Raw genomic sequence first — 26124 nt, 5'->3', positions numbered from 1 at the left:
CTGGAGCGCCGACCCTTGACCCATTCCACAACCGAGCCGCCGCCGCTCTACGCCGCCCGCGAGCCCATCTTCCCCCGCCGGGTCTACGGCAAGTTCCGCACGCTCAAGTGGTGGATCATGGGCGTCACGCTCGGGATCTACTACATCCTCCCGTGGATCCGCTGGGACCGCGGCCCGAACCTGCCCGACCAGGCCGTGCTGGTCGACCTCGCCAACCGGCGCTTCTACTTCTTCTTCATCGAGATCTGGCCGCAGGAGTTCTACTTCGTCGCCGGCCTGCTCATCATGGCCGGCCTCGGCCTCTTCCTCTTCACCGCCGCGCTCGGCCGGGTCTGGTGCGGCTACACCTGCCCGCAGACCGTCTGGACCGACCTCTTCATCCTCGTCGAGCGCTGGATCGAGGGCGACCGCAACGCCCGCGTGCGCCTGTGGAATCAACCCTGGGGCCCCGAGAAGATTCGCAAGCGCGCCATCAAGTGGACGATCTGGCTGCTGATCGCCATCGCCACCGGCGGCGCCTGGATCTTCTATTTCGCCGACGCGCCGACCCTCGCCCGGCAGTTCCTCACCTTCCAGGCCCCCGTCACCGCCTACGCCACCGTCGCCATCCTGACCGCCACGACCTTCGTCTTCGGCGGCTTCATGCGCGAGCAGGTCTGCATCTACATGTGCCCCTGGCCGCGCATCCAGTCGGCGATGATCGACGAGGAGACCCTGACCGTCGCCTACCGCGACTGGCGCGGCGAGCCCCGCGGCAAGCACCGCAAGGGCGCCCATGCCGAGACCCTCGGCGACTGCATCGACTGCTCGGCCTGCGTCAACGTCTGCCCGACCGGCGTCGACATCCGCGAGGGCCAGCAGATGGGCTGCATCACCTGCGCCCTCTGCATCGACGCCTGCGACGACGTCATGGACAAGATCGGCAAGCCGCGCGGGCTCATCGACTACGTCACCCTGCACGACCTGCAGGCCGAGGCCGCCGGCGGCCCGCACACCCCGGTCGTCCGCCGCATCTTCCGCCCGCGCATCCTCGTCTACTTCGCCCTCTGGTCCGGGATCGGCCTCGCGCTCGTGACCGCGCTCTTCCTGCGCACCGACCTCACCTTCTCGATCGAGAAGGTGCGCAACCCCGTCAACATCACCCTCTCCGACGGCTCGGTGCGCAACGCCTACGAGCTGCGCCTGCGCAACATGTCCGGCTACGACCGCGATTTCCGCCTCTCCGTCGAGGGCGCCGACCCCATCCACCTCGAGCTCCAGGGCCTCGACGGCCTCGTCGTCACCGTCCCGGCCGACACCACCTTCCGCCAGCGCGCCTACCTGACCGCGCCGCCGGCCAGCCCCGCCGCCGCCGGCGGGCTCACCCCGGTCGACATCGTCGTCGACGACACCGGGAGCGGCCGGCAGGCGCGCGAGGCCACCGTCTTCACGGGGAAAGGCCAGTGACCCGGTCCGCCAACCCGCCCCGGCCGATCACCGGCCGGCACGTCCTCGCCGTCGCGCTCGCCGCCTTCGGCGTCATCATCGGCGTCAACGTCCTGCTCGCCTGGTTCGCCGTCGAGACCTTCTCGGGCGTCGTCGTCGACAACAGCTACGTGTCCAGCCAGACCTTCGACCACGACCGCCGCGCCCAGGAGGCGCTCGGCTGGACCCTGACCCTCGACCACGCCGACGGCGCGCTGACCGTCGAGATCGCCGACGCCGCCGGCCACGTCGTCCGCCCGGCCTCGCTCTCCGTCGTGGTCGGCCGCCCCACCACCGTCCGCGACGACCTCGCGCTCGACCTCGTCGAGACCCCCCGCGGCTGGACCGCGGCGGCCCCGCTCGCCGACGGCGTCTGGACCGTCCGCATCGACGCCGTCGCCGCCAACGGCGCCGCCTACCACCGCCGCGAGCCCCTCTTCCTCGCGCCCGCCCGATGAGCCTCCCGCGATGACCCCCGCCGCCGCCCGTCCCGCTCCCCGCGTCCCGCCCGGCGCCGGCGCCCGCCCCCGCCGCGAGCCGCGCCTCGCCGCCCGACCCATGAGGCTGGCTCGATGACGCCCGACGACGCCCGCCCCGCCCTCGCCCCCGCGCCCCACCCGGCGCCGGCCGCCGGGCTTGGCGCCGCCGCCTGCCCATACCCGCGAGCCGCGCCTCGCGCCCGGCCCACGGGGCTCGTCCGATGACCCCCGACGACGCCTTCCCCGCCCTCGCCGCCTGCCCCGCCTGCGCCGCCGCGCCCGAGCCGGCGCCGGCCGCCGCCGGCCGCGCCGCCGAGCCGGCTGCGCTCCGCCGCTTCGACCTCGCGCTTCCCGGCATCCACTGCGCCGCCTGCATCGACGGGGTGGAGACCACCCTCGCCGCCGAGCCCGGCGTCGCCGCCGCCCGCGTCCATCTCGGGCTGAGGCGCGTCGCCGTCACCGCCGAGGATCTGCCCGGAACCGAGGCCCGCCTGATCGCCGCCCTCGCCCGCCGCGGCTTCCCCGCCCGCTCCCTCGACCCCGCCGCCCTCGACGCCACCCGCATCGACGCCGAGGGCCGCGACCTCCTCGCCCGCATCGGCGTCGCCGGCTTCGCCTCGATGAACGTCATGCTGCTCTCGATCGCCGTCTGGTCCGGAGCCGCCGACTCGACGCGCGACCTGATGCACTGGGTCTCCGCCGCCATCGCCCTCCCGGCGGTCCTCTTCTCCGCCTGGCCGTTCTTCGCCTCCGCGGCCCGCAGCCTCGCCGCCCGGCGCATGGACATGGACGTGCCGATCTCCACCGCCATCCTCATGGCGGCGGCCGTCTCGCTCTGGGAGACCATCCTCGGCGGCCGGCAGGCATTCTTCGAGGCGGCGATCATGCTGACCTTCTTCCTGCTGGTCGGCCGCTACCTCGCCCACCGCACCCGCGCCGCCGCCCGCTCGGCCGCCGCCGAGATCGCCGCGCTCGAGGTGCGCCTCGCCACCCGCATCCGCCCCGACGGCGGCCGCGAGACCGTGCCCGTCGACGCGCTCCGCCCCGGCGACCTGATCGCCGTCCCAGTCGGCGCCCGCGTGCCCGTCGACGGCACGATCGTCGCCGGCCGCTCCGACGTCGACGCCTCGATGCTGACCGGCGAGACCATGCCCGCCGCCGTCGGCCCCGGCGCCGAGGTGCGCGCCGGCATGACCAACCTCGCCGGCCCGATCGAGGTCCGCGCCGACGCGCTCGGCGAGGACACGCTCCTCCGCCGCATCGGCCGCCTCGTCGAGGCCGCCGAGCGCTCGCGCACCCGCTACGCCACGCTCGCCTTCCGCGCCGCCCGCATCTACGGGCCGATGGTCTACGCCCTCGCCATCCTCGCCTTCCTCGTCTGGGGCCTCGGCTCCCACGACTGGCGCCTCGCCGCCAACGTCGCCGCCGCCGTCCTGATCATCACCTGCCCCTGCGGCCTCGGCCTCGCCGTGCCGGCCGTGCTCACCACCGCCTCCGGCCGGCTCTACCGCGAGGGCGTGCTCCTCAAGGACGGGGCCGCCCTCGAGCGCCTCGCCGAGATCGACATGGTGGTCTTCGACAAGACCGGCACGCTCACCACCGGCCGCCCCGTCCTCGTCAACGCCGAGGCGCTCTCCCGCCGCGACCTCGCCCTCGCCGCCGCGCTCGCCGAGGACAGCGCCCACCCCATCGCCCGCGCCGTCGCCTCCGCCGCCGCGGCCGCCTGCCTCGACGTGCCTCGCGCAACCGACGTGACCGAGCAGGCCGGCCTCGGCGCCGCTGGCGTCGTCGACGGCGCGCCGGTCCGGCTCGGCCGCGCCGAATGGATCGGCGCGCCCTCCGGCGGCGCGCACACCGTCGCCTGGCTCCGCGTCGGCGACGCCGCCCCGGTCGCCTTCCTCTTCGCCGACGAGCCGCGCGGCGACGCCGCCGCCGCCGTCGCCGCCTTCCGCGCCGCGGGCCTGCCGATCACGCTGCTCTCCGGCGACGCGCCCGGCCCGGTGGCCGCGCTCGCCGCCGAGGTCGGCATCGCCGACTGGATCGCCGGCGCGACGCCGCAGGAGAAGGTCGCCCATCTCGACGCGCTGCGGGCCGAGGGCCGCCGGGTGCTGATGGTCGGCGACGGCCTCAACGACGCCGCCGCCCTCGCGGCGGCCCACGTCTCCATCTCGCCCGCCTCCGCCGTCGACGCGAGCCGCAGCGCCGCCGACATGATCGTGGTCGGCTCGCGCCTCTCGCCCGTCGCCGAGGCCTGGCGCGTCGCCGTCGCGGCCCGCCGCCGCATCGTCCAGAACATCGTCTTCGCGTTCGCCTACAACGTCATCACCGTCCCCGTCGCCTTCGCCGGGCTGGTGACGCCGCTCTTCGCCGCGCTCGCCATGTCGGGCAGCTCGCTCGCCGTCTGCCTCAACGCCTTCCGCCTCGGCGGAGGCCGGCGGTGAACGTCCTCGTCATCCTGATCCCGGCGTCGCTCCTCCTCGGCGGCGTCGGCCTCGCCGGCTTCCTCTGGCTGCTGCGCAGGAACCAGTACGACGACCCCGAGGGCCAGGCCACCCGCGTCCTCTCCGGCCGCTACGACGACCACCCCGCTCCCGACCCGACCCCCGCCCGCAGCACAGCATCCGACCGCCCCGACACCGGCTCCCGGTGATCGCCCCGGATCAGCCCCGGGATCGGCCGCCGGCGACGTCCTCGGCCTCCATGGCGATGTTGATGTGGCGGCGCTGGCGCCCTTGCCGCGCCGGGCGAGCGTGATCCCGTCCGGCCCGAGGCGCCGGGCCGGGTGGCCGCCGCGGCCGGGGGCGGCGCAGACGGCGAGGATGCAGTCGGTCTCGGCGGCGGTCCAGTCCGTGCCGTTCGGCAGGCACAGGGCGGCCCCTCAGCCGTCCGTCCGCGCCCGGACCGCGGCGACGAAGGCGCGGCCGCGGTGCTCGAAGCTCGCGTACTGGTCGAAGCTGGCGCAGGCCGGGGCGAGCAGCACGACGTCGCCCGGCTCCGCCTCGGCCAGCGCCGCGGCGACGGCGGCGTCGAGCGTGCCGGAGATCTCGTGCGGGGTGTCGCCGAGGGTGGCGGCGAAATCCTCGGCCGCCTCGCCGATCAGGTAGGCCTTGGCCACCCGGTCGAACCACGGCCGCAGGCTCTCGATGCCGCCCTCCTTTGGCCGTCCGCCGGCGATCCAGCGGACGCGCTCGAAGCTGCCGAGCGCCTTCTCGGCCGCGTCGGCGTTGGTGGCCTTGCTGTCGTTGACCACCCGCACGCCGCGCCACTCGGCGACCAGCTCGGAGCGGTGCGCGAGGCCGGGGTAGCTCGCCAGCGCCGCCTCGATCGCCTTCGGCGCCATGCCGAGGTGGCGCGCGGCGGCGTAGGCGGCGCAGGCGTTCTGGTGGTTGTGGGCGCCCGGCAGCCGGGCGATCCCGCGGAGGTCGAAGGCGGCGACCTGGCGGCCGCCGCGCCATTCGGCGAGGAAGCCCTTGCGGGCGACGACGTTCCAGCCCGTCCCCGGCAGCTTGCGGGTCACCGAGACCTGGACGACCGGGTCGCCGGAGCCGCGGTCCTCGCGCATGACGTTGGCGAGGTGGCGGCCCTCGTTCTCGTCGACGCCGATGATCGCCCGCGCCGGGCCGCCCTCGGTGAAGAGCCGGCGCTTCGCCGCGAAGTAGCCGCCGCGGCCGCCGTGGCGGTCGAGGTGGTCGTCGGAGAGGTTGAGGAAGATGGCGACGTCGGGCTGCAGGGCGCGGGCGAGGTCGATCTGGTAGGAGGAGAGCTCCAGCACCACGACCATGCCGTCCCCGGCCGGGTCGAGGTCGAGGACGCCGCGGCCGAAGTTGCCGCCGACCTGCACCGGCCGGCCGGTGGTCTCGATCACGTGGGCGACGAGCGCGGTGGTGGTGGACTTGCCGTTCGAGCCGGTGACGCAGACCACCTGCGGCGTGCGGTCGAAGGCGTCCCAGGCCGGCGTGGCGAAGGAGCGGAAGAAGAGGCCGATGTCGTTGTCGACGGCGACGCCCGCCTCCCAGGCGGCGACGATCGCCGGGTGCGGGGCCGGGTAGAGATGGGCGATCCCCGGCGAGACGGCCAGCACCTTCACGGCGTCGAAGGCTCCCGGGCGGCGCAGGTCGGCGAGGGCGAAGCCCTCGGCCTCGGCCGTCGCGCGGGCCAAGGGGCCGTCGTCCCAGGCGACGACCTCGGCGCCTCCGGCCCGCAGCGCCCGCGCCGTGGGCAGGCCCGAGCGGCCGAGCCCCAGAACCGCGACCTTGTGGCCCTGGTATCCGCGCACAGGTATCATGGAAGCCCTCAGCCGTCCTCGCGCGCAGGTGTCGCAGAGCCTGTTGGCCGGCGCAAGCCGGCCCCTCCGGCGTGCGCCGGCGGGGCGGCGGTTGGTGCCGCGGATCGGCGGGAGGAAAGATGAAGTGCGTTCCTGTCTTGAAAATGCACGTTTGATTTCGGATAGTTTCTGATTTGCGCGCAAACATATTTCGAAATATTTTGAATATGAACGGTGAAAATCATTGCACAGTTATCAGCGCCGCATTTCGCGACGCCGTTCGACTCACTTCGAGGTTCCGCCGTCCCCGCCGCTACCGCTCCGCGTCGAGCCGGGTGACATGCGCATGTCACCCGGCGGGCGCCGTCGTGGGACCAACGTCGCCGCCGGGAAAACGCCGCAGGCGCCCGGAGACGCGGGAGTCGCATTGATCGGTCCCGGTCAGCCCTTGCGGGAGGCCTCCGGGGGCGGGGTGAGCAGGGGGCGGAGGAGGGCCATCGGGTGGGCCCGCAGCGTCAGGCGGAGCGCGGCGTAGTCGGCGATGATCTCCTCGCCGAGGGTGGTCGGCGGCAGGCGGACCGCCCCCTCCGGGCCCTCGCCGTCGAGCCCCTCGAAGAGCGGCAGCGGGGTGCGGGAGCGGATGGCGCGGGCCGCCCACAGCGCCTCGCGCCGGCCGAGGCCGAGGCTCGCGAAGGCGTCCGCCTCGGCCAGCGCGGCAAGGAGCCGCGGCTCGGTCCCGGCGCGGCGCCAGAGCGCCTCGACGTCGGGATAGCCGTTGCCGCGGGCGGCGGCGATCCAGAGCCCGTCCTCCTCGCGCATCGCCTTGATCTGACGGAAGCCGAGCCGCAGCGCCGTCCCGCCCTGGCCGTCGGGCTCGAGCGTGTTGTCCCAGAAGCTGGCGTTGACGCAGACCGGGCGCACCTCCACCCCGTGGGCGCGGGCGTCGCGCACGATCTGGGCCGGGGCGTAGAACCCCATCGGCTGGGCGTTGAGGAGCGCGCAGGCGAAGGCGGCCGGATAGTGGCGCTTGATCCAGGCCGAGGCGTAGACGAGGAGCGCGAAGGAGGCGGCGTGGCTCTCGGGGAAGCCGTAGCTGCCGAAGCCCTCGATCTGCGAGAAGCAGCGCGCGGCGAAGTCGGGGTCGTGGCCGTTGCGGGCCATGCCCTCGAGGAAGCGCTCGCGGAACCGGTAGACCGTGCCGTCGCCCTTGAAGGTGCCGAGCGAGCGCCGCAGCCTGTCGGCCTCGTCGGGGGTGAAGCCGGCGCCGACGATGGCGATCTGCATCGCCTGCTCCTGGAAGAGCGGCACGCCGTAGGTGCGCCTCAACACGTCGTGCAGGGGGCCGTCGGGATAGTCGGGCGCCTCCTCGCCGCGGCGGCGGCGCAGGTAGGGATGCACCATGCCGCCCTGGATCGGGCCGGGCCGGACGATCGCCACCTCGATGACGAGGTCGTAGAAGATCTTCGGCTTCATCCGCGGCAGGAAGGAGAGCTGCGCGCGGCTCTCCACCTGGAAGACCCCGATGGCGTCGGCGCGGCCGAGCATCTCGTAGACCTCCGGGTCGCCCTCCGGCAGGGTGTCGAGGCTGTGCCGCACGCCGTGGTGGTCGGCGATCAACCCCAGCGCCTTGCGGATGCAGGTGAGCATGCCGAGGCCGAGCACGTCGACCTTGAGGATGCCGAGCGTGTCGATGTCGTCCTTGTCCCAGCAGATGACCTGGCGGTTCTCCATCGCCGCGTTCTCGATCGGCACGAGCTCGCCGAGCGGGCCCTCGGTGATGACGAAGCCGCCGACATGCTGGCTGAGGTGGCGGGGAAAGCCGATGATCTCGTCGACGAGCTGCATGGTCAGCGCCAGCCGCGGCTCGTCGGGGTCGAGCCCGAGCTCGACCAGCCGCTCCCGCGGCATTCCCGTGCCGCCCCAGCCCCAGATCTGGCTCGACAGCGCCGCCACGGTGTCGCGGGAGAGCCCCATCGCCGCGCCCACCTCGCGGATCGCCCGCTTGCCGCGGTAGTGGATGACCGTGGCGCAGATCCCGGCGCGGTGGCGGCCGAAATGGTCGTAGACGTACTGGATCACCTCCTCGCGGCGCTCGTGCTCGAAGTCGACGTCGATGTCGGGCGGCTCGTCGCGGGCCTCGGAGACGAAGCGCTCGAACACCATGTTGCCGATCTCGGGCGAGATGGCGGTGATGCCGAGGGCGTAGCAGACGATCGAGTTGGCCGCCGAGCCGCGGCCCTGGCAGAGGATGTCGCGCGAGCGGGCGAAGGCGACGATGTGATGCACGGTCAGGAAGAACGGCGCGTAGTCCTTGCGGGCGATCAGCTCCAGCTCGCGGTCGGCCTGGGCGCGCCAGGCCTGCGGCACGCCGGCGGGGTAGCGCCCGGCGAGCCCCTCGGCGGTCAGGCGGACGAGGCGGGCCTGCGGGTCCTCGCCGTCCCGGATCTCGCGGGGGTATTCGTAGCGCAGCTCGTCGAGGGAGAAGCGGCAGCCCTCGGCGATCTCGCCGGCGCGATGCACCGCCGCCGCGTGCGGCCCGAAGATCGCCAGCATCTCCGCCTCGGAGCGCAGGCGTCGCTCGGCGTTGGCGAGCGCCGCCCGGCCGAGGTCGTCGATGCGCAGGCCGTCGCGGATGCAGGTCAGCACGTCGACCAGCCGCCGGCGGCCGCCGTGATGCATCACCGGCTCGGCGGAGGCGACAAGCGGCAGGCCGAGCTGGCGGGCGAGCCCGGCCAGCCGGTCGAGCCGCGCCGCGTCCTGTCCGTCGTAGCGGGGCGCGGCGACGAGATGGGCGTGGCCATGCGCCCGGGCGAAGCGGCGCGCCAGGGGCAGCCAGGCGCGGAGGTCTCGGCCAAGCGCCGGCGGGTGCAGCAGGAGGTGGAGCGCCTCGAGGTCGGTCAGGTCGGCGAGGTGGAGCAGGCATTGCCCCTTTTTCGCCCGCCGCGCGCCGAGGGTCAGGAGCCGGCAGAGCCGCGCCCAGCCGCTGCGGTCGCGGGCAAGCGCGGTGACCTCGATCCCCTCGGCCAGCGCCAGCCGCGCGCCGGGGACGAGGCGCGGAGGGGCGAGGCCGTCGCGGGCAGCGCCCCGGAGCGCCCGGTGCGCGCGCACCAGCCCGGCGACGGAGTTGCGGTCGGCGATGGCGAGGGCGGATAGGCCGAGCTCGATGGCGCGCTCGGCGTATTCCTGCGGATGGCTGCCGCCGGTGAGGAAGGTGAAGTTCGAGGTGGCGCAGAGCTCGGAGAAGGCCATGGTCGCGGGTCGGTAACGGCTGCGTCATCGCGGCGCCGTTCAGCGGCGCCATGAGGTGCGAATCGTGTTAGGGTACCACCCCGACCGACCGTGGGGGAGGATAAATCGTGAACATCCCGGTTCAGATCGACGACTACGCCCGCCGGCTCTATGCGGCGAGCGGCGACAGGGCCGAATACGAGGCCGCCCAGAAGGCGCGCGACTGCGAGGCCCGGGGCGCTGGGGACGAGGCCGAGCAGTGGCGCAAGGTGCGCGAGAAGATCCGCATCCTGCGCGGCCCCAACGCCAGCTGATCCTCACGGCCCGGGCGCGCGGCGCGCCGCCTCGCCCGGGCCGAAACCCTTGACGCGACTCCCGTGCCGGCGCCGGTCCCGTCGTGACGCGGCCGCCGATTCGTGACAGGCTCCGTAGCGCTCGCGATGACGGAGAGAGTCGCCTTGATCCCCCATCCCGAAGGCCCGTCCCCCCCCCGGGTCCGGCAAGGCTCCGCTAAACCAGAATTCTGTCTTTATTGAATGATATAAACGGCATGACCTCTTCGCACGTGGGCGAATTCCGGACCTCCCTGTCGCGCCGGGCCGCCCTCGCCGCGGCGGCCGCGACCGTGGCGGGCGCGGCCGTGGCCGAGAGCCTGCCCGCTGCGGCGGACCCGACCGCGCCGGCCGGGGGCCGGATCGTCCCGGCGCGGCCGTTGCCGACGCCCACGGACGTCAGCCCGGAGCTGCAGGCGGTGATCGCCCGCCCGCTCGCGCCCGGATGGGACGCGATCCCGGCCGACGCCGCCGGCTGGCGCGCCATGGCCGCCGCCTCGGCCGAGGCCGCCGCGCCGGACATCGCCCGGCTGAAATCGAGCTATGGCCTCGCCGTCGCCGCCGACACGATCGCCGGCGTCCCGGTCTTCCGCATCCGCCCGCCGGCCGTCGCCCCCGCCTGGGCCGGCCGGCTGCTCCTGCACCTGCATGGCGGCGGCTACGTGCTCTTCCCCGGCGAGGCCGGGGCGGGCGAGGCCATGCTGATGGCGGGCCTCGCGGGCGCGGAGGTCGTCTCGGTCGACTACCGCATGGCCCCCGACCATCCCTTCCCCGCCGCGCTCGACGACGCGGCGGCGGTCTGGCGCGCGCTCGCCGGGGAACGCGATCCCCGGACGATGGCGGTCTTCGGATCGTCCGCCGGCGGCGGGCTGACGCTGGCGCTGATGCTGCGGATGAAGGCCGAGGGCGGCCCCCTCCCCGCCGCCATCGCCGCCGGGACGCCCTGGGCCGACCTGACCGGCGCGGGCGACAGCCTCGCCGCCAACGCCTTCGTCGACAACGTGCTCGTCGCCGCCACCGGCTGGGTCGGCGCGGCCGCGCCCCTCTACGCCGGGGGCCGGAGCCTCGCGGATCCGCTGATCTCGCCGCTCTTCGGCGACCTCGTCGGGCTGCCGCCGGCGATCGTCACCAGCGGGACGCGCGACCTCCTGCTCAGCGACGCCGTCCGCGTCCATCGCCGGCTGCGCGCCGCCGGCGTCGACGCGGCGCTGCAGGTCCTCGAGGGCCAGAGCCACGCCCAGTTTCTCGAGCCCTTCGTGCCCGAGACGGCCGAGGCCTTCGCCGAGATCGCCGCCTTCCTCGACGCGCGGCTCGCGGGATGACCCGCCCGCCCCCGCCGCCCGGAAGCTACCGGCGCGAGGGCCCCGGCCTCGAGTTCGACCGGGTCTCGTTCTTCTCGGACGCGGTCTACGCCATCGCCATGACGCTGCTCGTGGTCGAGCTCTCGCCGCCCGAGATCGAGACCGCCGATCCCCGGGCGCTCCTCGCCGCGATCCTCGCGTCCTGGCCGCACATCTTCGGCTTCTTCCTCGGCTTCCTGCTGCTCGGGCGCTACTGGCTCGCGCACCACGACTTCTTCGCCAGCCTGCGCAGCATCGACCGCACGCTCATCTCCATCAACCTGCTCTATCTCGCCTTCGTCGCCTTCATGCCCTACGCGGTGGCGATGATCAGCGAGCACGAGGACAACCCGGTGGGCTTCGTGGTCTTCGCCGTCTGCATGGCGATCATCAGCGGGCTGGAGGTGGCGCTCTACGCCGTGGCGGTGCGGGGCGGGCATACCCGCGTCGGCTTCTCGCCCGAGGCCGTGCGCTTCGGCTACGTCGCCGCGGGAATGCCGGTCGTCGTCATGCTGGCGTCGCTGCCGCTCGCCTTCGTCGATCCGACGCTGGCGCTCCTGTCGTGGCTGGTCACCATCCCGCTCGGCGCCTGGATCCACCGCCGCATTCCGCCGGAGTTCGCCCGTGGCGGCGGCGACGAGACGAATTGACCTCAGGCTGCGGCCTGCTAGCTCATGCGTCAGCGAGACCCCACGGAGGCCCCGAGACATGGCGGCACGAGCCCGAGCCGAAGACACCGAAGCCACTGAGACGACCAAAACGACCAGCGAAGGAGGAGACGCCTTGTCCGAGGAGCTTGCGGCCCTGAAATCCGAGGTGCGCGCGCTGGGCGAGCGGCTGAAGTCGACCGAGGCCGCCGCCGTCGAGCGCGCGAGGAGCCTCGCCGGCGATCTCGGCGCGGAGCTGAAGCGCTACGAGGAGGACATCGCCGCGGAGGCCCGCGCCAACCCGTGGCGGAGCCTCGGCTTCGCGGCGCTCGCGGGGTTCGTCCTCGGCCTGATCCTCCGGCGCTGATGCTCCTCCAGGCGTTGCGCCTCCTGCAGGCGGCGGCGGCCCGCCGCCTGCATCTCTATGGCGACCATGCGCGGCTCCGGGCGACCCATGTCGTCCTGCTCGCCGTGTTCGCGTTGATGACGCTGGTGTTTCTGCTGGCGCTCGCCACGGTCGCGCTGGCGCAGCGCCTCGGCACGCTGCCGGCGCTCGGGATCATGGCCGGCGTCTCCGCCCTCGGGGTCGTCGTCGTCCTGGTCCTCATGCGGGCCGAGGCGCGCCGGCACGCCGCGCGGCTTGCGCGGCAGCAGCAGCAGGACCAGCGCATGGTGCAGGCGGCGCTGCTCAGCGCGGCGCCGATCGCGATCCGCGGGGGCGGAGGGCTCGTCGCGGCCGCGGCCGGGCTGCTGACCGCGGTCACGATGTTCCGCCGGAGCCGCCGCAACCGCCGGCGGCGGCGCGACGAGGACTACGAGCGCGACGACTACGACCCGCCGCCCCGCCGCCGCCGGCCGCGGGACTGAGGCGCTCGCCCCGGCCGGCCGACCCTTCGCGGTGGCGGTTGCGCCGGACCAGTGCGCCCGACCTCGGGGCGAGGCGAGCAGCCGGCGGATGAGGCGGCCGTCAGCCCTTTCCGTCCGGCGGGCCGTCGGCGTCGTCGTCCGCGGCCAGCCGGAAGAGGGCGCCGATCCGCGGGTAGGTCCCGGCGACCGAGCGCGTCATCGTCCGCAGCACCGGCCGGTGGCGGGAGACGTTCGGCCGCTCCTCGCGCAGCACGACATAGAGGCCGGAGGCGATGATGATCGCGGCGCCGATCGCGGTGTGGCGGTCGGGGGTCTCGCCGAAGAACAGCGCCCCGTAGAGCGCCGCCCACAGGATCTGCGAGTATTGCATCGGCGCCACCACCACGGCGCGGCCGCGGCGATAGGCGGCGATGTGGCACATCGCGCCGCAGAACCCCAGCGCCGCGATCGTCGCCATGCCGCCGAGGTGCAGCGCCGGCATCGGCCGGTAGACGAGGGGCATGGCGCAGGCCATGACCAGGAAGTTCGCCATCATCGGGTAGAGGAGCAGCACGGCGCTGCGCTCCTCGCCGCCGATCTTGCGGATGATGACCGCGGCGACGGCGGAGAAGATCGCCGCGGCCAGAGCGGCGAGGTGCCCGGGCGAGAAGGCGGTCGTGCCCGGTTGCAGCACGACGACGACGCCGACGAGCCCCACGGCCACGGCGAGCCCGCGCCGCCAGCCGACGCTCTCGCCGAGGATCGGGATCGCCAGGATGGTGATCAGGAGCGGCGCGGCGAAGATGATCGCATAGGTCTGCGCCATCGGCAGCACCGAGAAGGCGTAGAAGGCGCAGGAGGTGGTGATCATCGCCGAGGCGGTGCGCATCCCGGTCCAGAGCGGCCGCCGCGGCCGCAGGTTCGCCTCCTCGCGGTCGCGCATCAGCATGACGGTGACGATGGGGAAACCGAAGAGCGTCGAGAAGAACACCAGCTGGAACGGCGAGTAGGTCCCGCCGAGCGTCTTCACCACCACGTCGTGGGTCGAGTAGATCGCGAAGGCGGCGAGCGCGAACAGCGCCCCCCGGGTGTTGGCGCTGCGCGGGGCCGCGGGCGCCCTCATCGCGCCACGGTCACAGGCTGGCGTCGAGGGCTGCGAGGATGGCGTCGCCCATCTGGATGGTCGTGGCCGGCGTGCCGCCGCTGTCGCCCATGATGTCGGGGGTGCGCACGCCGTCGGCCAGCACCCTCTCGACCGCCGCCTCGAGGAGGTCCGCCTCGGCGCCGGCGTCGAAGGAGTAGCGGAGCGCCATGGCGAAGGAGAGGATGCAGGCGATCGGGTTGGCCTTCCTCTGGCCGGCGATGTCGGGGGCGGAGCCGTGGACCGGCTCGTACATGGCGCGGCGGCGGCCCGTCTTGGGGTCGGGCGCGCCGAGCGACGCGGAGGGCAGCATCCCGAGCGAGCCGGTCAGCATGGCGGCGACGTCGGAGAGCATGTCGCCGAAGAGGTTGTCGGTGACGATCACGTCGAATTGCTTCGGCGCGCGCACCAGCTGCATGCCGCCGGCGTCGGCGAGCATGTGGCTGAGCTCGACGTCGGCGAAGCGCGCCTTGTGGGTGGCGGTGACGACCTCGTTCCAGAGGACGCCCGACTTCATCACGTTGCGCTTCTCCATGGAGCAGACGCGGTTCTGCCGCACGCGGGCCAGCTCGAAGGCGACGGCGGCGATGCGCTCGATCTCGAAGGTGTCGTAGACCTGCGTGTCGATGGCGCGCTTCTGGCCGTTGCCGAGGTCGGTGATCGTCTTCGGCTCGCCGAAGTAGACGCCCCCGGTCAGCTCGCGCACGATCAGGATGTCGAGACCCTCGACCAGCTCGCGCTTCAGCGAGGAGAAGTCGGCCAGCGCGTCGAAGCACTTGGCCGGGCGGAGGTTCGCGAAGAGCTCCATGTCCTTGCGCAGGCGCAGGAGCCCCGCCTCGGGACGGACGTCGTAGGGCACGCCGTCCCACTTCGGCCCGCCGACGGCGCCGAGCATCACCGCGTCGACCTCGAGCGCGCGCGCCATGGTGGCGTCGGAGATCGCCGCGCCGTGGGCGTCGTAGGCGCAGCCGCCGACGAGGTCCTCCTCGACGTCGAAGCCGAGGCCGCGCCTCTCGCCCATCCAGTCGACGATGCGGCGCACCTCGCGCATCACCTCGGGGCCGATCCCGTCGCCGGGCAGGATGAGAAGGCTGCGGTTGGTCACGGGAGGGTCCTCGCGGTTTTCGACCGCGGCCTAGCCGCGGCGGGCGTCCCGGTCAAGCCGCCCCCGGGCGGGCGCAGGGCGGGCGCGTCGAAAGCGGCTGGTCGGCCGCGGCGGGATATGCGACGGAGCGGCACGACTTCTTTCGGGAGGCGAAGGATGACGAAGGGCGTGATCGCAGGGGCCGCGCTGCTGCTCGTGACGGCGGGACTCGCGCCGGCCCAGACGACGCCGCAGGCGGGAGCCGGGACGGAGACGCAACCCGCCGCCGCCGCGCGTCCGGGCGCCGTGGCGAAGCCGGCCCCCGCGCCGGAGCGGCTCACCCCGGCGGACGCCGTCCCGCAGCTTCCGCCGGCCGCGGCCGCGCCCGGCGCGCCGCTCTTCGCCGGGATCCGCGCTGGCGGCATGGACTGGACGCTGGGCGAGAGCACGCTCGCCGAGGTGGCGCGCGCCTTCGGCGGGAAGCTCGACCAGGGCGGGCCGGAGGGCGCGCCCGCGGCCTGGCTCTGCTTCGCTGGCGCGGCCGGCGGCAGGCCCGCGATCTTCTGGTTCATCGCCGACGGCGCCACCGACGCCCAGCCCCTCACCCGCATCGCCGTCGAGCCGCAGGACGAGCGCGGCGCGGGGACCTGCCCGCCGGCGCCCGCGGCGCTCGACGGCGTCGAGGCCGGCATTCCCGGCCCGGGCGCGCGCCTCGCCGAGCTGCGCGCCTCGCTCGGCGAGGCGAAACCCGGGCCCCGCGGCCACGTCCATTACGCGGTCGGCGTTCCGGACGCGGCCGGCGGCGCGAAGGCGCAGACGGCGATCTACACCGGCGCGGGCGGCCGCGTCGTCGGCCTCGCGCTCGGCCTTTCCGCGGCCAACTGATCCCGGAGATCGTTGCGCGAGCAACCTCGTCCCTTGACAGGCGGGGGGGCGCTCAATACCTAGCGCGCACGTTGGCACTCATCGGCGGCGAGTGCTAACGACACCCGCGCCGCCGACAGGTTTGGAACGCCAGAACCCGAGGAGGGAACTCCATGAACTTCACCCCCCTGCACGACCGCGTGCTCGTCCGCCGCATCGAAGGCGAGGAAAAGACCAAGGGCGGCCTCATCATCCCCGACACCGCCAAGGAGAAGCCGTCCGAGGGCGAGGTCGTCGCCGTCGGCGAGGGCGCGCGCAAGGACTCGGGCGAGCTGATCCCGATGTCGGTCAAGGCGGGCGACCGCATCCTCTTCGGCAAGTGGTCCGGCACCGAGGTCAAGCTCGACGGCGAGGACTACCTGATCATGAAGGAGAGCGACATCCTCGGCACGATCTCCGCCGGCGCCGCCAAGGCCAAGGCCGCCTGATCCGTCCCGCCAGACACCAGATTTCAAGGAGCAACCGGAATGGCTGCCAAGCAGGTAAAGTTCAACACCGACGCCCGGAACCGCATGCTGAAGGGCGTGGACATCCTCGCCGACGCGGTCCGCGTCACCCTCGGGCCGAAGGGCCGCAACGTCGTGATCGACAAGTCGTTCGGCGCGCCGCGGATCACCAAGGACGGCGTCACCGTCGCCAAGGAGATCGAGCTCGAGGACAAGTTCGAGAACATGGGCGCGCAGATGGTGCGCGAGGTCGCCTCGCGGACCAATGACGAGGCCGGCGACGGCACCACCACCGCGACCGTGCTCGCCCAGGCGATCGTCAAGGAAGGCATGAAGTCGGTCGCGGCCGGCATGAACCCGATGGACCTGAAGCGCGGCATCGAGAAGGCCGTCGCGATCGTCGTCGAGGACATCAAGGCGCAGTCCAAGACCGTCTCCGGCTCCGAGGAAGTCGCCCAGGTCGGCACCATCTCCGCCAACGGCGAGGAGGCCATCGGCCGCCAGATCGCCGACGCGATGCAGAAGGTCGGCAACGAGGGCGTCATCACCGTCGAGGAGAACAAGGGCTTCGAGACCGAGACCGAGGTCGTCGAGGGCATGCAGTTCGACCGCGGCTACCTCTCGCCCTACTTCATCACCAACGCCGACAAGATGGTGGCCGACCTCGAGGACGCCGTCATCCTGCTGCACGAGAAGAAGCTCTCGTCGCTGCAGCCGATGGTTCCGCTGCTCGAGGCGGTGATCCAGAGCCAGAAGCCGCTCCTGATCATCGCCGAGGACGTGGACGGCGAGGCGCTCGCGACCCTCGTGGTCAACAAGCTCCGTGGCGGCCTGAAGGTCGCGGCGGTGAAGGCGCCGGGCTTCGGCGACCGCCGCAAGGCCATGCTGCAGGACATCGCGATCCTGACCGGCGGCCAGGTGATCTCCGAGGATCTCGGCATGAAGCTCGAGAACGTCGGGCTCGACATGCTGGGCCGCGCCCGCAAGGTGTCGATCACCAAGGACGAGACCACCATCGTCGACGGCGCCGGCGAGAAGCCGGAGATCGAGGCCCGCATCGGCCAGATCAAGGCGCAGATCGAGGAGACCACCTCGGACTACGACAAGGAGAAGCTGCAGGAGCGGCTCGCGAAGCTCGCCGGCGGCGTTGCGGTGATCCGCGTCGGCGGCGCCTCCGAGATCGAGGTGAAGGAGCGCAAGGACCGCGTCGACGACGCGCTCAACGCGACCCGCGCCGCGGTCCAGGAGGGCGTGGTCGCCGGCGGCGGCGTGGCGCTCGTGCGCGCCGCGAAGAAGCTCGACGGCGTGACCGGCGACAACTCCGACCAGACCGCGGGCATCGCGATCGTGCGCAAGGCCCTGCAGGCCCCGCTGCGCCAGATCGCCGAGAACGCCGGCGTGGACGGCTCGGTCGTGGTCGGCAAGATCATCGAGTCGGCCGATCCGAACTTCGGCTTCAACGCCCAGACCGAGGAATACGGCGACCTGTTCAAGTTCGGCGTGATCGACCCCGCGAAGGTCGTGCGCACCGCGCTGCAGGACGCCGCCTCGGTCGCCGGCCTGCTCATCACCACCGAGGCCATGATCGCCGAGAAGCCGGAGCCGAAGGGCCAGGCCGGCGGCATGGGCGGCGGCATGGGCGGCATGGGCGGCATGGACGGGATGATGTGATCCCGGCCTTCAGGCCATGACGACGGAACGGGGGGCCTCGCGCCCCCCGTTTCCTTTGACCTTCGCGCGTGACGGAGCGCGGCTGCGGCCGCGAGCCTCACGCTCCTGAACGCGAGCCTTGGCGGCCGAGTCCAAGACCTCGTGTCTCCGGGGCGGACGTCTTCGAGAAGACCTCGCCGCACTGCCCCTCCGAGCGACACGAGGATTGCGGGCGGACGTGACGGCGCCTACCTCCCGCCCGAGCGACGCGGAAGGAGAGGATCGTGAGCCGGGCCTTCGTGAAGGAAGACGACGGGGACCGCCCCGAGGCGCTGCCGGAGCTGCCGGTCAGCGCGGCGCCGAACCTGGTGACGGAGCGCGGACTGCGCGGGATCGAGGCGAAGGTCGCCGGGATCGAGGCGGCGCTTGCCGCCGGGCCCGACGAGACCCATCAGGCGCGGCTCCGGCGCGACCTGCGCTACTGGGCGCTCCGCCGCGCCACGGCCCGGCCGACCGCGCCCGATCCCGCCGATCCGGCGGCGCAGTTCGGCAGCGTCGTCACCTATCTCGACCCCGAGGGCGAGCGGCGGACCGTGACGATCGTCGGAGAGGACGAGGCCGACCCCTCCGCCGGCACGATCGCCTACGTCGCCCCGGTGGCGCGGGCGCTGACCGGCGCGCGCCCCGGCGACGTCGTCACCGTGACCCTGCGCGGCCGGCCGGCCGATCTCGAGGTGCTGGCGGTGGAGAACGCCCCGCCGGACTGAGCCCGCCCGCGCCGACGTGACATTCACCACACTGCACGACACCTGTCTGCTCTGCTGGATCCACGGGGCGCGCGCGCGCCGACCGACCGACCGAAGCGGGCTTGCCCGCGAGGCCCGGCGCGACAGGCGAAAGCACGGCTTTCGCCGCGCCGACGGCCGGAGCGCATTGGCGCGGAGGCCGTGGGGGGTCCAGATTTCCACGCACCGCGCAATCCGTCCGTGATCGCCCCGGCGAGCGCGGCAACGCGCTCGCCCCCCGCAGGGGCGATCGCGGACGGATTTGCCACGGGTCAAATCCGTCTGGCGTCGGCGTCGCGGCCAGCCTCGGGCCGGGCTTCCTCTCCATCGTCGCGCAGTGTGGACATTCACCCCCCGTTAACCCACCCTCACGCGAAATCAATGGCTTAGCCAGTGTTCACGCGTGAACACCCCCGCAGCCCGCGCCCTCAGAGGAAGGGGACGAGCGTCGCCGGGATCGCCACGATCGACAGGAGCGTCGAGACCACGACGAGCCCGGCCACCTCGTCGGGGCGGGCGTTGTACTTGTTGGCCAGCATGTAGGAGGTGACCGCCACCGGCGTGGAGACCTGCAGCACCAGCACCCCCAGCGGCAGCTTCGGCAGGCCGAAGGCGAGCCCGACGGCCAGCGGCGCCGCGATGCAGATCGCGAGCTTGGCGAGGCAGAGCCAGAAGGCCCGCCCGAGCGCCCGCGGCTGCAGCCGCGAGATCGCCACCCCGAGCGTGATCAGCATCATCGGGATCGCCATCTGGCCGACGAGGTCGAGCGAGGTCCCGACCACCGGCGGCACGCTCCAGCCCGTCGCGAGGAACACCGCCCCGGCCACCGACCCCCAGACCAGCGGCTCGCGCACCGCGGTCAGCGGGTTGCCGCCGCCCGCCACCACCCACACGCCGAAGGTGAAGGAGACGATCGCCATCACCGCGAAGATCACCACCGCCATGTCGAACCCGGTCTGCCCGAAGGCGAAGAGCGCGATCGGCAGCCCGAGATTGCCGGTGTTGCCGAAGGTGACCGGCGCCCAGAACGTCTGGATGTCGAGCCCGAGCCCGCGCAGCAGTCCCCAGACCACCCCGCCGACGAGCACATAGGTGACGAGCGCCGCCAGCACCGTGTCGCGCAGCAGCGCCGGCTCCACGTGGCTCCGCATCAGCGCCATGAAGACCAGGCAGGGCAGCGACAGCGTCATCGCCAGCCGGCTGACGAACTCGACGTCGTAGCCCCAGCCGAGCCAGCGCACCCAGCCATAGCCGATCGCCGGGATCAGGAACACCGGCGCGACCACCTCCACCACCTGCAGGAGAAGGCTCATCCGCGCCGCGCCCTTGCCCGTTTACCGCACTGCGGCAAAAACTCGGGGGGCTCGATGGACAGGGCGCCCGCCTGCTTGTATGATGGTCGATGGTCAGTCATGCGGGCGCGTGGGACATGGAGACGACGGCGAAGTTCGCCCTGGGTCAGGTGGTGAGGCATCGGGTGCACCCGTTCCGCGGCGTCATATTCGACGTCGACCCGAGCTTCAACAACACCGAGGAATGGTGGGAATCCATCCCCGAGGAGAGCCGTCCGCGCAAGGACCAGCCGTTCTACCACCTGCTGGCCGAGAACGAGACGACCTACTACGTCGCCTACGTCTCCGAGCAGAACCTCGTGAGCGACGATTCGGGCGAGCCGGTCGATCACCCCGAGGTCGCCGAGATGTTCGGCCCCCTCGACGAGGGCGGCCGCCGCTACGCGGTCGAGGGCCACCTGCACTGACGGCGGCGCAGCGCGCCCGCATCCTCGCCTGAGTCCTCTCCCGAGAGCTCACCTGCACCCGGGGCGTCAATACCCCAGCGCGCACCCGTCCTTGCGCGGGTCCGACGCCCCGACCAGCACGCCCAGCGCCTCATCGATGACGATCGCCTGCGCCCCGCCGATCGGGCTCGCGGCGCGCGCCACCCGGTGGCCGCGCGCCTCCAGCGCCGCCGCGACCTCGGGCGCGTAGCCCGCCTCCAGCGTCAGCACGCCGTCGCGGGCGAAGCTCCGCGGCGCGTCGATCGCCGCCTGCGGGTCCATGCCGAAGTCGAGCAGGTTCGACGCCAGCCGCGCGTGCCCCGTCGGCTGGTAGGCCCCGCCCATCACCCCGAAGGGCATGACCAGCCGTCCCTCGCGCCGGAGCATCCCGGGGATGATCGTGTGCATCGGCCGCTTGCCCGGTCCGGCCTCGTTCGGGTGGCCCTCGGCGAGGGTGAACCCGGCGCCGCGGTTCTGGAAATTGATCCCGAACCGCGCCGAGGCGAGACCCGAGCCGAAGCCGTGATAGATCGAGTAGATCAGCGACACCGCCATGCGGTCGCGGTCGACCACCGTCAGGTAGATCGTCTCGCGATGCACCGCCCCGGCGGCGCGCGCCGGGTCCGCCATGGCGCGGCCCGGGTCGATCAGCGCCGCCAGCGCCGCCGCCGTCTCCGGCGCGAGCATCCGGTCGACGCGCATCCCCGGATGCGACGGGTCCGAGATGAAGCGGTCGCGGGCGTCGTAGGCGAGCTTCGTCGCCTCGGCCTCGAGATGCGCCCGCTCGGCGCCGAGCGGGTCGAGCGCGGCGAGGTCGAAATGCCCGAGGATGCCGGCCAGCAGGATCGCCGTCGCGCCCTGGCCGTTAGGCGGGATCTCGACGATCTCGTGGCCGCGATAGGGACCGGCGACCGGCTCGACCCAGTCGCAGCGCGTCGCCGCGAAGTCGTCGAGCGTGTGGGCGCCGCCGAGGGCGCGCAGCGAGGCGACCATGTCCTCGGCGACCTCGCCCTCGTAGAAGCCGGCGCGGCCGTCGCGGGCGATGCGGCGCAGCACCTCCGCCTGCCCGGGAGCGCGGAAGGTCTGCCCGACCCGCGGCACGCGCCCGTCGAGGAGGTAGAACCGCCGCGCGTCCCCGCGCAGGCGCTGGGCCTCGGTCTCCCAGTCGAGGGCGACGCGGGGCGCGACCGGCACGCCCGCCTCGGCGGCGCGGATCGCCGGCGCGAGCGTCGCCTCGCGGCCGATCCGGCCCCATTCCGCCGAGAGGCGCAGGAAGGCGTCGATCGCTCCCGGGACGGTGACGGCCGCGGCCGCGTCCGGGGGCACGACCGCGTGCCCGGCGGCGCGGAGCGCGGCGGCCTCGAGGCCCGCCGGGGCGCGACCCGAGCCGTTCAGCCCGAGGATGCGCTCCTCCCCCGGCGGCTTCAGCAGCACGAAGAGGTCGCCGCCGATCCCGGTCATGTGCGGCTCGGCGATCCCGAGGACGAGGGCGGCGGCGATCGCCGCGTCGACGGCGTTGGCTCCCTCCTGCAGCAGGCGCACCGCGGTCAGCGCCGCCAGCGGGTGCGAGGCGGCGCAGAGGCCGTTCGCGGCGTAGACGAGCGAGCGCCCGGGGGTCTGGAAGTCGCGCAAGGGGATCCGGCTCGTGGTTCGAAACCCCAGTCAACCGGCCGCAGCCGGGCTTGGCAACCATGTTTCGTCTCGCTGCTCCCCGGCCACGCGCCGGCGCTTGCCAAAGCCCGGGGCCGCCGCCATGCTCGGGCCATGGTCCACAGCGCCGAGATCGCCCCGTTCCCGAGCTATCCCGACCGCGTAGCCTTTCACCGCCGCGAGCTCGCGATCATCCTCGACCTCTACGGCCGCTTCGTCGCCGCCGGGCTGTGGCGCGACTACGGCATCGCCATGCTGCGCGAGGCGGCGGTGTTCTCGGTCTTTCGCCACACCGCCGAGCACCCGCTCTACCGCATCGAGAAACGCCCGCGGCTCGCCGGCCGCCAGGGCGAGTACGCCGTCATCGGCATGGACGGAAGCATCCTCCGCCGCGGCGGCGACCTCCGCCAGGTGCTGCGGGTGCTGGAGCGCAAGCTGATCCGCGCGATCTGATATTATTGAGCGCCGATTGGACCGCGCCATGTGCCAGCTCCCGGCTAACGACGAGCAGGTCAGCCGACAGCTCCCGCCGTCGTGCCTCGGTCAGCAGCACATTCCGGCCTGCGATACTGACGACCCCCACGGGCTTCTTGCTTTCCTCGCCGTTGATCGGAGCGGCAAGGGCTGCCGTCCCCAGCGCCGAGGTTTCGTCGACCGACGCGCCCAGCCGCATTCGCGAGCCTCGGCGGGGCAGTCCTCAGTTCGTCAACCCAGGTCGGAGCGGCCGGGCCGAACTCGTCAGGCTGGCCGATCCCTTGCCGATAGATCTTCCTGAGGGCTTCCTCTTCTGAAAGCTGGGATAGCCAGGCCATGCCGGTCGCCGAGCAGGACAGCCGAACCACCGTTCCCGCGTCGGGGTCGTACCTGAGCCCCGACTTCGCGCCTTGGAACTGGCTGACGAACCGAAGTTCGTCCCCCTGGACGAGCGAGAGCCGAACCAGCGCGCCGGCCTTGTGCCAGTTGGCAGCCCGCCCGTCACCGCCGCCCCGATCCTTTCATCCGGCATCGGCAGGTCCCCAAGCCTTTGGCATGCGGCACCCCGCATGGCTCGCGGTGCGGCTACGGGGACCGCCCCGTCGGAACAGAAGGAAAAACCGCGCGAGATGGTTCTGCGCACCTGAAGCATGACCCGGCGAATATGCTTCAGTTTGCTCTGGTTGGTTCCGGTATCGTTCCGCTACGTTCAGTTAAGGCTCTGTTAGCGTCCCTTAACGGTCGGCCTTGATCATTCCAAAATAAGTTCCTGTAGTCGCGCGAATTTTCCAGAACTCACCCGATCCGGTAGTTCGGGCTCTCCCGGGTAATCTGAACGTCGTGGACGTGGCTCTCGCGCAGGCCCGCGCCGGTGATGCGGACGAAGCGGCAGCCGGTGCGCATCGCGGCCACGGCGCCCATGCCGGTGTAGCCCATCGCAGCGCGCAAGCCCCCGACCAGCTGGTGCAGCACGACGCCGACGGGGCCCTTGTAGGGGACCTGGCCCTCGATCCCCTCCGGCACCAGCTTGTCGGCCGAGGCCTCCTTCTGGAAGTAGCGATCCGCCGAGCCGCGCGCCATCGCGCCGAGCGAGCCCATGCCGCGGTAGGACTTGAAGCTGCGGCCCTGGTAGAGGAACACCTCGCCCGGGGCCTCGTCGGTGCCGGCGAGCATCGAGCCGACCATCGCGCAATGCGCGCCCGCGCCGATCGCCTTGGCGAAGTCGCCGGAGAACTTGATGCCGCCGTCGGCGATGATCGTGGCCCCGCTCTCGGCGGCAGCCCCGGCGCAGTCGAGGATCGCGGTCATCTGGGGCACGCCGACGCCCGCGACGACGCGGGTGGTGCAGATCGAGCCCGGGCCGATCCCGACCTTGACCGCGTCCGCGCCGGCGCCGATCAGCGCCCTCGTCGCCTCGGCGGTCGCGACGTTGCCGGCGACGATCTGCACGGCGTTGCTCTCGCGCTTCAGCCGGTCGACCGCGTCGGCGACGCCGCGGGAATGCCCGTGCGCCGTGTCGATCACCACCACGTCGACGCCCGCGTCGATCAGCGCCATCGACCGCTCGAAGCCCGCGTCCCCCACGGTCGAGGCCGCGGCCACCCGCAGCCGGCCGAGCTCGTCCTTGGTGGCGAAGGGGTTCAGCACCGCCTGCTCGATGTCCTTGATGGTCAGGAGCCCGGTCAGCCGCCCGCCGGAATCGGTCACCAGCAGCTTCTCGATCCGCCGCGCCTCCATCAGCCGCTTCGCGTCGCGGAGGTCGGCAGGCTCGCGCAGCATGGCGAGGTTCTCGGCCGTCATCATCGCGCTGACCGGCGTCGCGTCGTCGGTGGCGAAGCGCATGTCGCGGTTGGTGACGATGCCGACCACCACCCCCCGGTCGTCGACCACGGGAAAGCCGGTGATCCGGTAGCGCTCCTGCAGCGCCTTGGCGTCGGCGAGGGTCTGGCCGGGGGTCAGCGTCACCGGCGCGTAGACCACGCCGGAGACGAAGCGCTTCACCCGCCGCACCTCGGCCGCCTGCGCCTCGACGTCGAAGTTGCGGTGGATGACGCCGAGCCCGCCGGCCTGCGCCATGGCGATCGCCATCCGCGCCTCGGTCACCGTGTCCATCGCCGCCGAGACGAGGGGAATGTTGAGGCCGATGGCGGGGGTGAGGAAGGTCCGGGTGTCCGCGGCGGCGGGCAGGACCTCCGAGGGCCCCGGCACCAGCAGCACGTCGTCGAAGGTCAGCGCCTCGCGCAATTCCATGGCGAACTCCCCCGCGCAGCCGGCGACCATGGCGCCCCTATTCCACGCGCCGCCCCAAAAGGGAAGGGCGGGGGTGACCTGGATCAAGGTCCCGTTAGCCGCGTTGGCGGAGACAGAATGGAAGACCGGCGGCGCGCATGGTAAAGCCCTGCGGCCGCCGGGCATCCCGGCACAGAGGTCGTCCGTCATGCGCAGCCCCGCAGGCTTCAAGGGTCCCTACAAGCGGCTGGTCAACCGGACGCGCGACAAGAGCCGCGCCAAGGCCTTCCAGCTCTGGGTCGAATCCGACGTCGACCGCCACATGGCGCGGCTGCTCGCCACCGGCGACGTGCGCCCGCTGCCCGAGCGCGAGGTCCGGCGCATCCGCGACTACGCCCGCGACGTCTTCGGCGACGCCGCCTGGTCGCCGTGGCTGCACTTCTACGCGGTGTGGAACGGCAGCTTCCGCGAGGGATGGGTGCCGGAGGACTATTTCCAGTCCGTGGCGATCCCCTTCCTCAACGGCGCCTACCACAAGATCTGCCAGGCCCGCACCCTGCAGCGCCGGCTGCTCGGCGACGCCTCGATGCCCGACATCGGCTACTTCGTCGGCGGCGAGTGGTTCGACGTCTCCGGCGCCCGCGTCAGCCGCGGCTGCGTCCCCGGGATGTTGTTCGGCGAGGCGGCCAACGAGGTCTGCCTCAAGGCCGAGCACACGATCTGGGGCAGGGGCGTCACCTTCGAGACCCGCGAGAGCTTCGACCTCGACCGCGTCGAGCGCCAGGGCAACTTCGCCGTGCAGCAGGTGATCCGCCAGGCCGAGTGGTTCGACCCGCTGTCGCCCGCCGCGGTGGCGACGATCCGCGTCGCCACCGGCAAGGTGGCGGGCGCGGCGCCGCAGCTCGTCGGGGCCTTCGTCCGCCTCGGATTCGGCGACGCGCGGGCGATCGGCAAGGATTCGGTCGAGGTCCCGATCCTCGACGCGGCAGGCACGCTCGCGCCCTTCGCGGTCGATGACGACTGGCGGCGCATTCCGCGGCATCCGGAGACCGGCCAGGCCTTCGACGGACTGGTCCTGCCCGAGTATCCCCGGATCATCGGGCATTGCCTCGCGCTCCACGACCGCCTGCCGCAGTTCGGCTTCATCGGCTGGGACGCGGTGCTCGACGCGAGCGGCGCGGTGAAGGTGATGGAGTTCAACACCGCCCATCCCGAGACCCGCCTGATCGAGATGGCCCTCGGCCCCTGCTTCGGCGCCTTCGGTCTGGAGCGCTACAAGGAGATGACGCGCAAGGACGTCTGGTCCTGATCCGCGGCGGGGGGCGATCTGCCGACACCGCTTGCTGCGTGGGAAAGAGCGCTCG

22 protein-coding genes and 2 pseudogenes are annotated in these 26124 nt (G+C 72.8%); 16 read left to right on the top strand and 8 right to left on the bottom strand.

The window, feature by feature from the left end:
* Positions 1-15 precede the first annotated feature (15 nt).
* The 4 genes and pseudogenes from ccoG to ccoS form a co-directional block, all read left to right on the top strand.
* Positions 16-1446 (top strand): cytochrome c oxidase accessory protein CcoG, encoded by a 1431-nt coding sequence (ccoG, locus tag KBB57_RS10835; protein WP_290749780.1) that lies wholly within the window; start codon positions 16-18, stop codon positions 1444-1446.
* Positions 1443-1922, top strand: a complete 480-nt coding sequence (locus KBB57_RS10830) for a FixH family protein (protein ID WP_290749779.1) — start codon at positions 1443-1445, stop codon at positions 1920-1922. Before ccoG ends, KBB57_RS10830 begins: the two co-directional genes overlap by 4 nt.
* 242 nt (positions 1923-2164) lie before the next feature.
* On the top strand, positions 2165-4384 hold the full coding sequence (locus KBB57_RS10825; protein ID WP_290749777.1) for a heavy metal translocating P-type ATPase: 2220 nt from the start codon (positions 2165-2167) through the stop codon (positions 4382-4384).
* A pseudogene (gene ccoS / locus KBB57_RS10820) lies at positions 4381-4536 on the top strand (cbb3-type cytochrome oxidase assembly protein CcoS); the annotation flags it as partial. The gene KBB57_RS10825 and the pseudogene ccoS, both read left to right, overlap by 4 nt.
* A 94-nt stretch (positions 4537-4630) precedes the next feature.
* Here ccoS and KBB57_RS10815 read toward each other — a convergent pair.
* From KBB57_RS10815 to KBB57_RS10805, 3 genes and pseudogenes are all read right to left on the bottom strand, one after another.
* A pseudogene (locus tag KBB57_RS10815) lies at positions 4631-4812 on the bottom strand (5-deoxy-glucuronate isomerase); the annotation flags it as partial.
* Positions 4813-4821: 9 nt separating this feature from the next.
* Positions 4822-6228 carry a UDP-N-acetylmuramoyl-L-alanine--D-glutamate ligase gene (gene murD / locus KBB57_RS10810; RefSeq protein ID WP_290749774.1) on the bottom strand — a complete coding sequence of 469 codons (1407 nt, stop codon included), beginning with the start codon at positions 6226-6228 and terminating at the stop codon, positions 4822-4824.
* A gap of 420 nt (positions 6229-6648) precedes the next feature.
* Positions 6649-9456 carry an error-prone DNA polymerase gene (locus tag KBB57_RS10805; RefSeq protein ID WP_290749771.1) on the bottom strand — a complete coding sequence of 936 codons (2808 nt, stop codon included), beginning with the start codon at positions 9454-9456 and terminating at the stop codon, positions 6649-6651.
* A 107-nt stretch (positions 9457-9563) separates the two neighbouring features.
* Between KBB57_RS10805 and KBB57_RS10800 the strand changes: the two genes are divergently transcribed.
* From KBB57_RS10800 to KBB57_RS10780, 5 genes are all read left to right on the top strand, one after another.
* Entirely contained in the window at positions 9564-9749 is a 186-nt protein-coding gene (locus KBB57_RS10800; RefSeq protein ID WP_290749768.1) for a hypothetical protein, read from the top strand.
* A 236-nt stretch (positions 9750-9985) separates the two neighbouring features.
* Positions 9986-11089, top strand: coding sequence for an alpha/beta hydrolase (locus tag KBB57_RS10795; RefSeq protein WP_290749765.1), 1104 nt, complete (start codon positions 9986-9988; stop codon positions 11087-11089).
* On the top strand, positions 11086-11757 hold the full coding sequence (locus KBB57_RS10790) for a TMEM175 family protein (protein WP_290749763.1): 672 nt from the start codon (positions 11086-11088) through the stop codon (positions 11755-11757). The genes KBB57_RS10795 and KBB57_RS10790 overlap by 4 nt, the downstream gene beginning before the upstream one ends.
* A 133-nt stretch (positions 11758-11890) precedes the next feature.
* Positions 11891-12121, top strand: a complete 231-nt coding sequence (locus KBB57_RS10785) for a hypothetical protein (RefSeq protein WP_290749760.1) — start codon at positions 11891-11893, stop codon at positions 12119-12121.
* Positions 12121-12621 (top strand): hypothetical protein, encoded by a 501-nt coding sequence (locus tag KBB57_RS10780; RefSeq protein WP_290749758.1) that lies wholly within the window; start codon positions 12121-12123, stop codon positions 12619-12621. The genes KBB57_RS10785 and KBB57_RS10780 overlap by 1 nt, the downstream gene beginning before the upstream one ends.
* 100 nt (positions 12622-12721) lie before the next feature.
* On the opposite strand, the gene KBB57_RS10775 is transcribed toward KBB57_RS10780, so the two are convergent.
* On the bottom strand, positions 12722-13723 hold the full coding sequence (locus KBB57_RS10775; RefSeq protein ID WP_290749755.1) for a DMT family transporter: 1002 nt from the start codon (positions 13721-13723) through the stop codon (positions 12722-12724).
* A gap of 10 nt (positions 13724-13733) precedes the next feature.
* Positions 13734-14846 carry a 3-isopropylmalate dehydrogenase gene (leuB, locus tag KBB57_RS10770; RefSeq protein WP_290749752.1) on the bottom strand — a complete coding sequence of 371 codons (1113 nt, stop codon included), beginning with the start codon at positions 14844-14846 and terminating at the stop codon, positions 13734-13736.
* Positions 14847-15002: 156 nt separating this feature from the next.
* On the opposite strand from leuB, the gene KBB57_RS10765 reads away from it, so the two are divergent.
* From KBB57_RS10765 to KBB57_RS10750, 4 genes are all read left to right on the top strand, one after another.
* Positions 15003-15710, top strand: a complete 708-nt coding sequence (locus tag KBB57_RS10765) for a hypothetical protein (RefSeq protein WP_290749749.1) — start codon at positions 15003-15005, stop codon at positions 15708-15710.
* 152 nt (positions 15711-15862) lie between these two features.
* On the top strand, positions 15863-16177 hold the full coding sequence (gene groES, locus KBB57_RS10760; RefSeq protein ID WP_290749746.1) for a co-chaperone GroES: 315 nt from the start codon (positions 15863-15865) through the stop codon (positions 16175-16177).
* Between the two features lie 39 nt (positions 16178-16216).
* On the top strand, positions 16217-17866 hold the full coding sequence (groL, locus tag KBB57_RS10755) for a chaperonin GroEL (RefSeq protein WP_290749743.1): 1650 nt from the start codon (positions 16217-16219) through the stop codon (positions 17864-17866).
* A 263-nt stretch (positions 17867-18129) separates the two neighbouring features.
* Positions 18130-18612 carry a GreA/GreB family elongation factor gene (locus KBB57_RS10750; RefSeq protein ID WP_290749740.1) on the top strand — a complete coding sequence of 161 codons (483 nt, stop codon included), beginning with the start codon at positions 18130-18132 and terminating at the stop codon, positions 18610-18612.
* A gap of 446 nt (positions 18613-19058) precedes the next feature.
* Here the strand turns inward: KBB57_RS10750 and KBB57_RS10745 are convergent, their stop codons facing one another.
* On the bottom strand, positions 19059-19943 hold the full coding sequence (locus KBB57_RS10745) for an AEC family transporter (RefSeq protein WP_290749737.1): 885 nt from the start codon (positions 19941-19943) through the stop codon (positions 19059-19061).
* A gap of 89 nt (positions 19944-20032) precedes the next feature.
* Between KBB57_RS10745 and hspQ the strand changes: the two genes are divergently transcribed.
* Positions 20033-20389, top strand: coding sequence for a heat shock protein HspQ (hspQ, locus tag KBB57_RS10740; protein WP_290749734.1), 357 nt, complete (start codon positions 20033-20035; stop codon positions 20387-20389).
* A 66-nt stretch (positions 20390-20455) separates the two neighbouring features.
* Here hspQ and KBB57_RS10735 read toward each other — a convergent pair whose 3' ends face one another.
* Complete coding sequence (locus KBB57_RS10735) at positions 20456-22039, bottom strand: gamma-glutamyltransferase family protein (RefSeq protein WP_290749731.1); 1584 nt, start codon at positions 22037-22039, stop codon at positions 20456-20458.
* 132 nt (positions 22040-22171) lie between these two features.
* Between KBB57_RS10735 and KBB57_RS10730 the strand changes: the two genes are divergently transcribed.
* The gene (locus tag KBB57_RS10730) at positions 22172-22510 is read left to right on the top strand and encodes a DUF2794 domain-containing protein (protein ID WP_290749728.1); all 339 of its coding nucleotides are present in this window, start codon (positions 22172-22174) and stop codon (positions 22508-22510) included.
* Between the two features lie 816 nt (positions 22511-23326).
* Here the strand turns inward: KBB57_RS10730 and guaB are convergent.
* The gene (guaB, locus tag KBB57_RS10725) at positions 23327-24781 is read right to left on the bottom strand and encodes an IMP dehydrogenase (RefSeq protein ID WP_290749850.1); all 1455 of its coding nucleotides are present in this window, start codon (positions 24779-24781) and stop codon (positions 23327-23329) included.
* Between the two features lie 187 nt (positions 24782-24968).
* Between guaB and KBB57_RS10720 the strand changes: the two genes are divergently transcribed.
* Positions 24969-26069 (top strand): sugar-transfer associated ATP-grasp domain-containing protein, encoded by a 1101-nt coding sequence (locus KBB57_RS10720; protein WP_290749725.1) that lies wholly within the window; start codon positions 24969-24971, stop codon positions 26067-26069.
* Positions 26070-26124 lie beyond the last annotated feature (55 nt).

The organism is Amaricoccus sp. (genome assembly GCF_017993425.1).
GTDB lineage: Bacteria > Pseudomonadota > Alphaproteobacteria > Rhodobacterales > Rhodobacteraceae > Amaricoccus.
The sequence above is the reverse complement of the archived record's forward strand: the minus strand, read 5'-3'. Positions and strand labels throughout refer to the sequence as shown.

Bases quoted from the DNA above. Each gene is read 5' to 3' on its own strand.
- KBB57_RS10825 (WP_290749777.1), top strand. From the start codon at position 2,165: ATGACCCCCGACGACGCCTTCCCCGCCCTCGCCGCCTGCCCCGCCTGC.
- murD (WP_290749774.1), bottom strand. From the start codon at position 6,228: ATGATACCTGTGCGCGGATACCAGGGCCACAAGGTCGCGGTTCTGGGG.
- KBB57_RS10805 (WP_290749771.1), bottom strand. From the start codon at position 9,456: ATGGCCTTCTCCGAGCTCTGCGCCACCTCGAACTTCACCTTCCTCACC.
- KBB57_RS10795 (WP_290749765.1), top strand. From the start codon at position 9,986: ATGACCTCTTCGCACGTGGGCGAATTCCGGACCTCCCTGTCGCGCCGG.
- KBB57_RS10790 (WP_290749763.1), top strand. From the start codon at position 11,086: ATGACCCGCCCGCCCCCGCCGCCCGGAAGCTACCGGCGCGAGGGCCCC.
- KBB57_RS10780 (WP_290749758.1), top strand. From the start codon at position 12,121: ATGCTCCTCCAGGCGTTGCGCCTCCTGCAGGCGGCGGCGGCCCGCCGC.
- KBB57_RS10775 (WP_290749755.1), bottom strand. From the start codon at position 13,723: ATGAGGGCGCCCGCGGCCCCGCGCAGCGCCAACACCCGGGGGGCGCTG.
- KBB57_RS10765 (WP_290749749.1), top strand. From the start codon at position 15,003: ATGACGAAGGGCGTGATCGCAGGGGCCGCGCTGCTGCTCGTGACGGCG.
- groES (WP_290749746.1), top strand. From the start codon at position 15,863: ATGAACTTCACCCCCCTGCACGACCGCGTGCTCGTCCGCCGCATCGAA.
- groL (WP_290749743.1), top strand. From the start codon at position 16,217: ATGGCTGCCAAGCAGGTAAAGTTCAACACCGACGCCCGGAACCGCATG.
- KBB57_RS10745 (WP_290749737.1), bottom strand. From the start codon at position 19,943: ATGAGCCTTCTCCTGCAGGTGGTGGAGGTGGTCGCGCCGGTGTTCCTG.
- hspQ (WP_290749734.1), top strand. From the start codon at position 20,033: ATGGTCAGTCATGCGGGCGCGTGGGACATGGAGACGACGGCGAAGTTC.
- KBB57_RS10730 (WP_290749728.1), top strand. From the start codon at position 22,172: ATGGTCCACAGCGCCGAGATCGCCCCGTTCCCGAGCTATCCCGACCGC.
- guaB (WP_290749850.1), bottom strand. From the start codon at position 24,781: ATGGAATTGCGCGAGGCGCTGACCTTCGACGACGTGCTGCTGGTGCCG.
- KBB57_RS10720 (WP_290749725.1), top strand. From the start codon at position 24,969: ATGCGCAGCCCCGCAGGCTTCAAGGGTCCCTACAAGCGGCTGGTCAAC.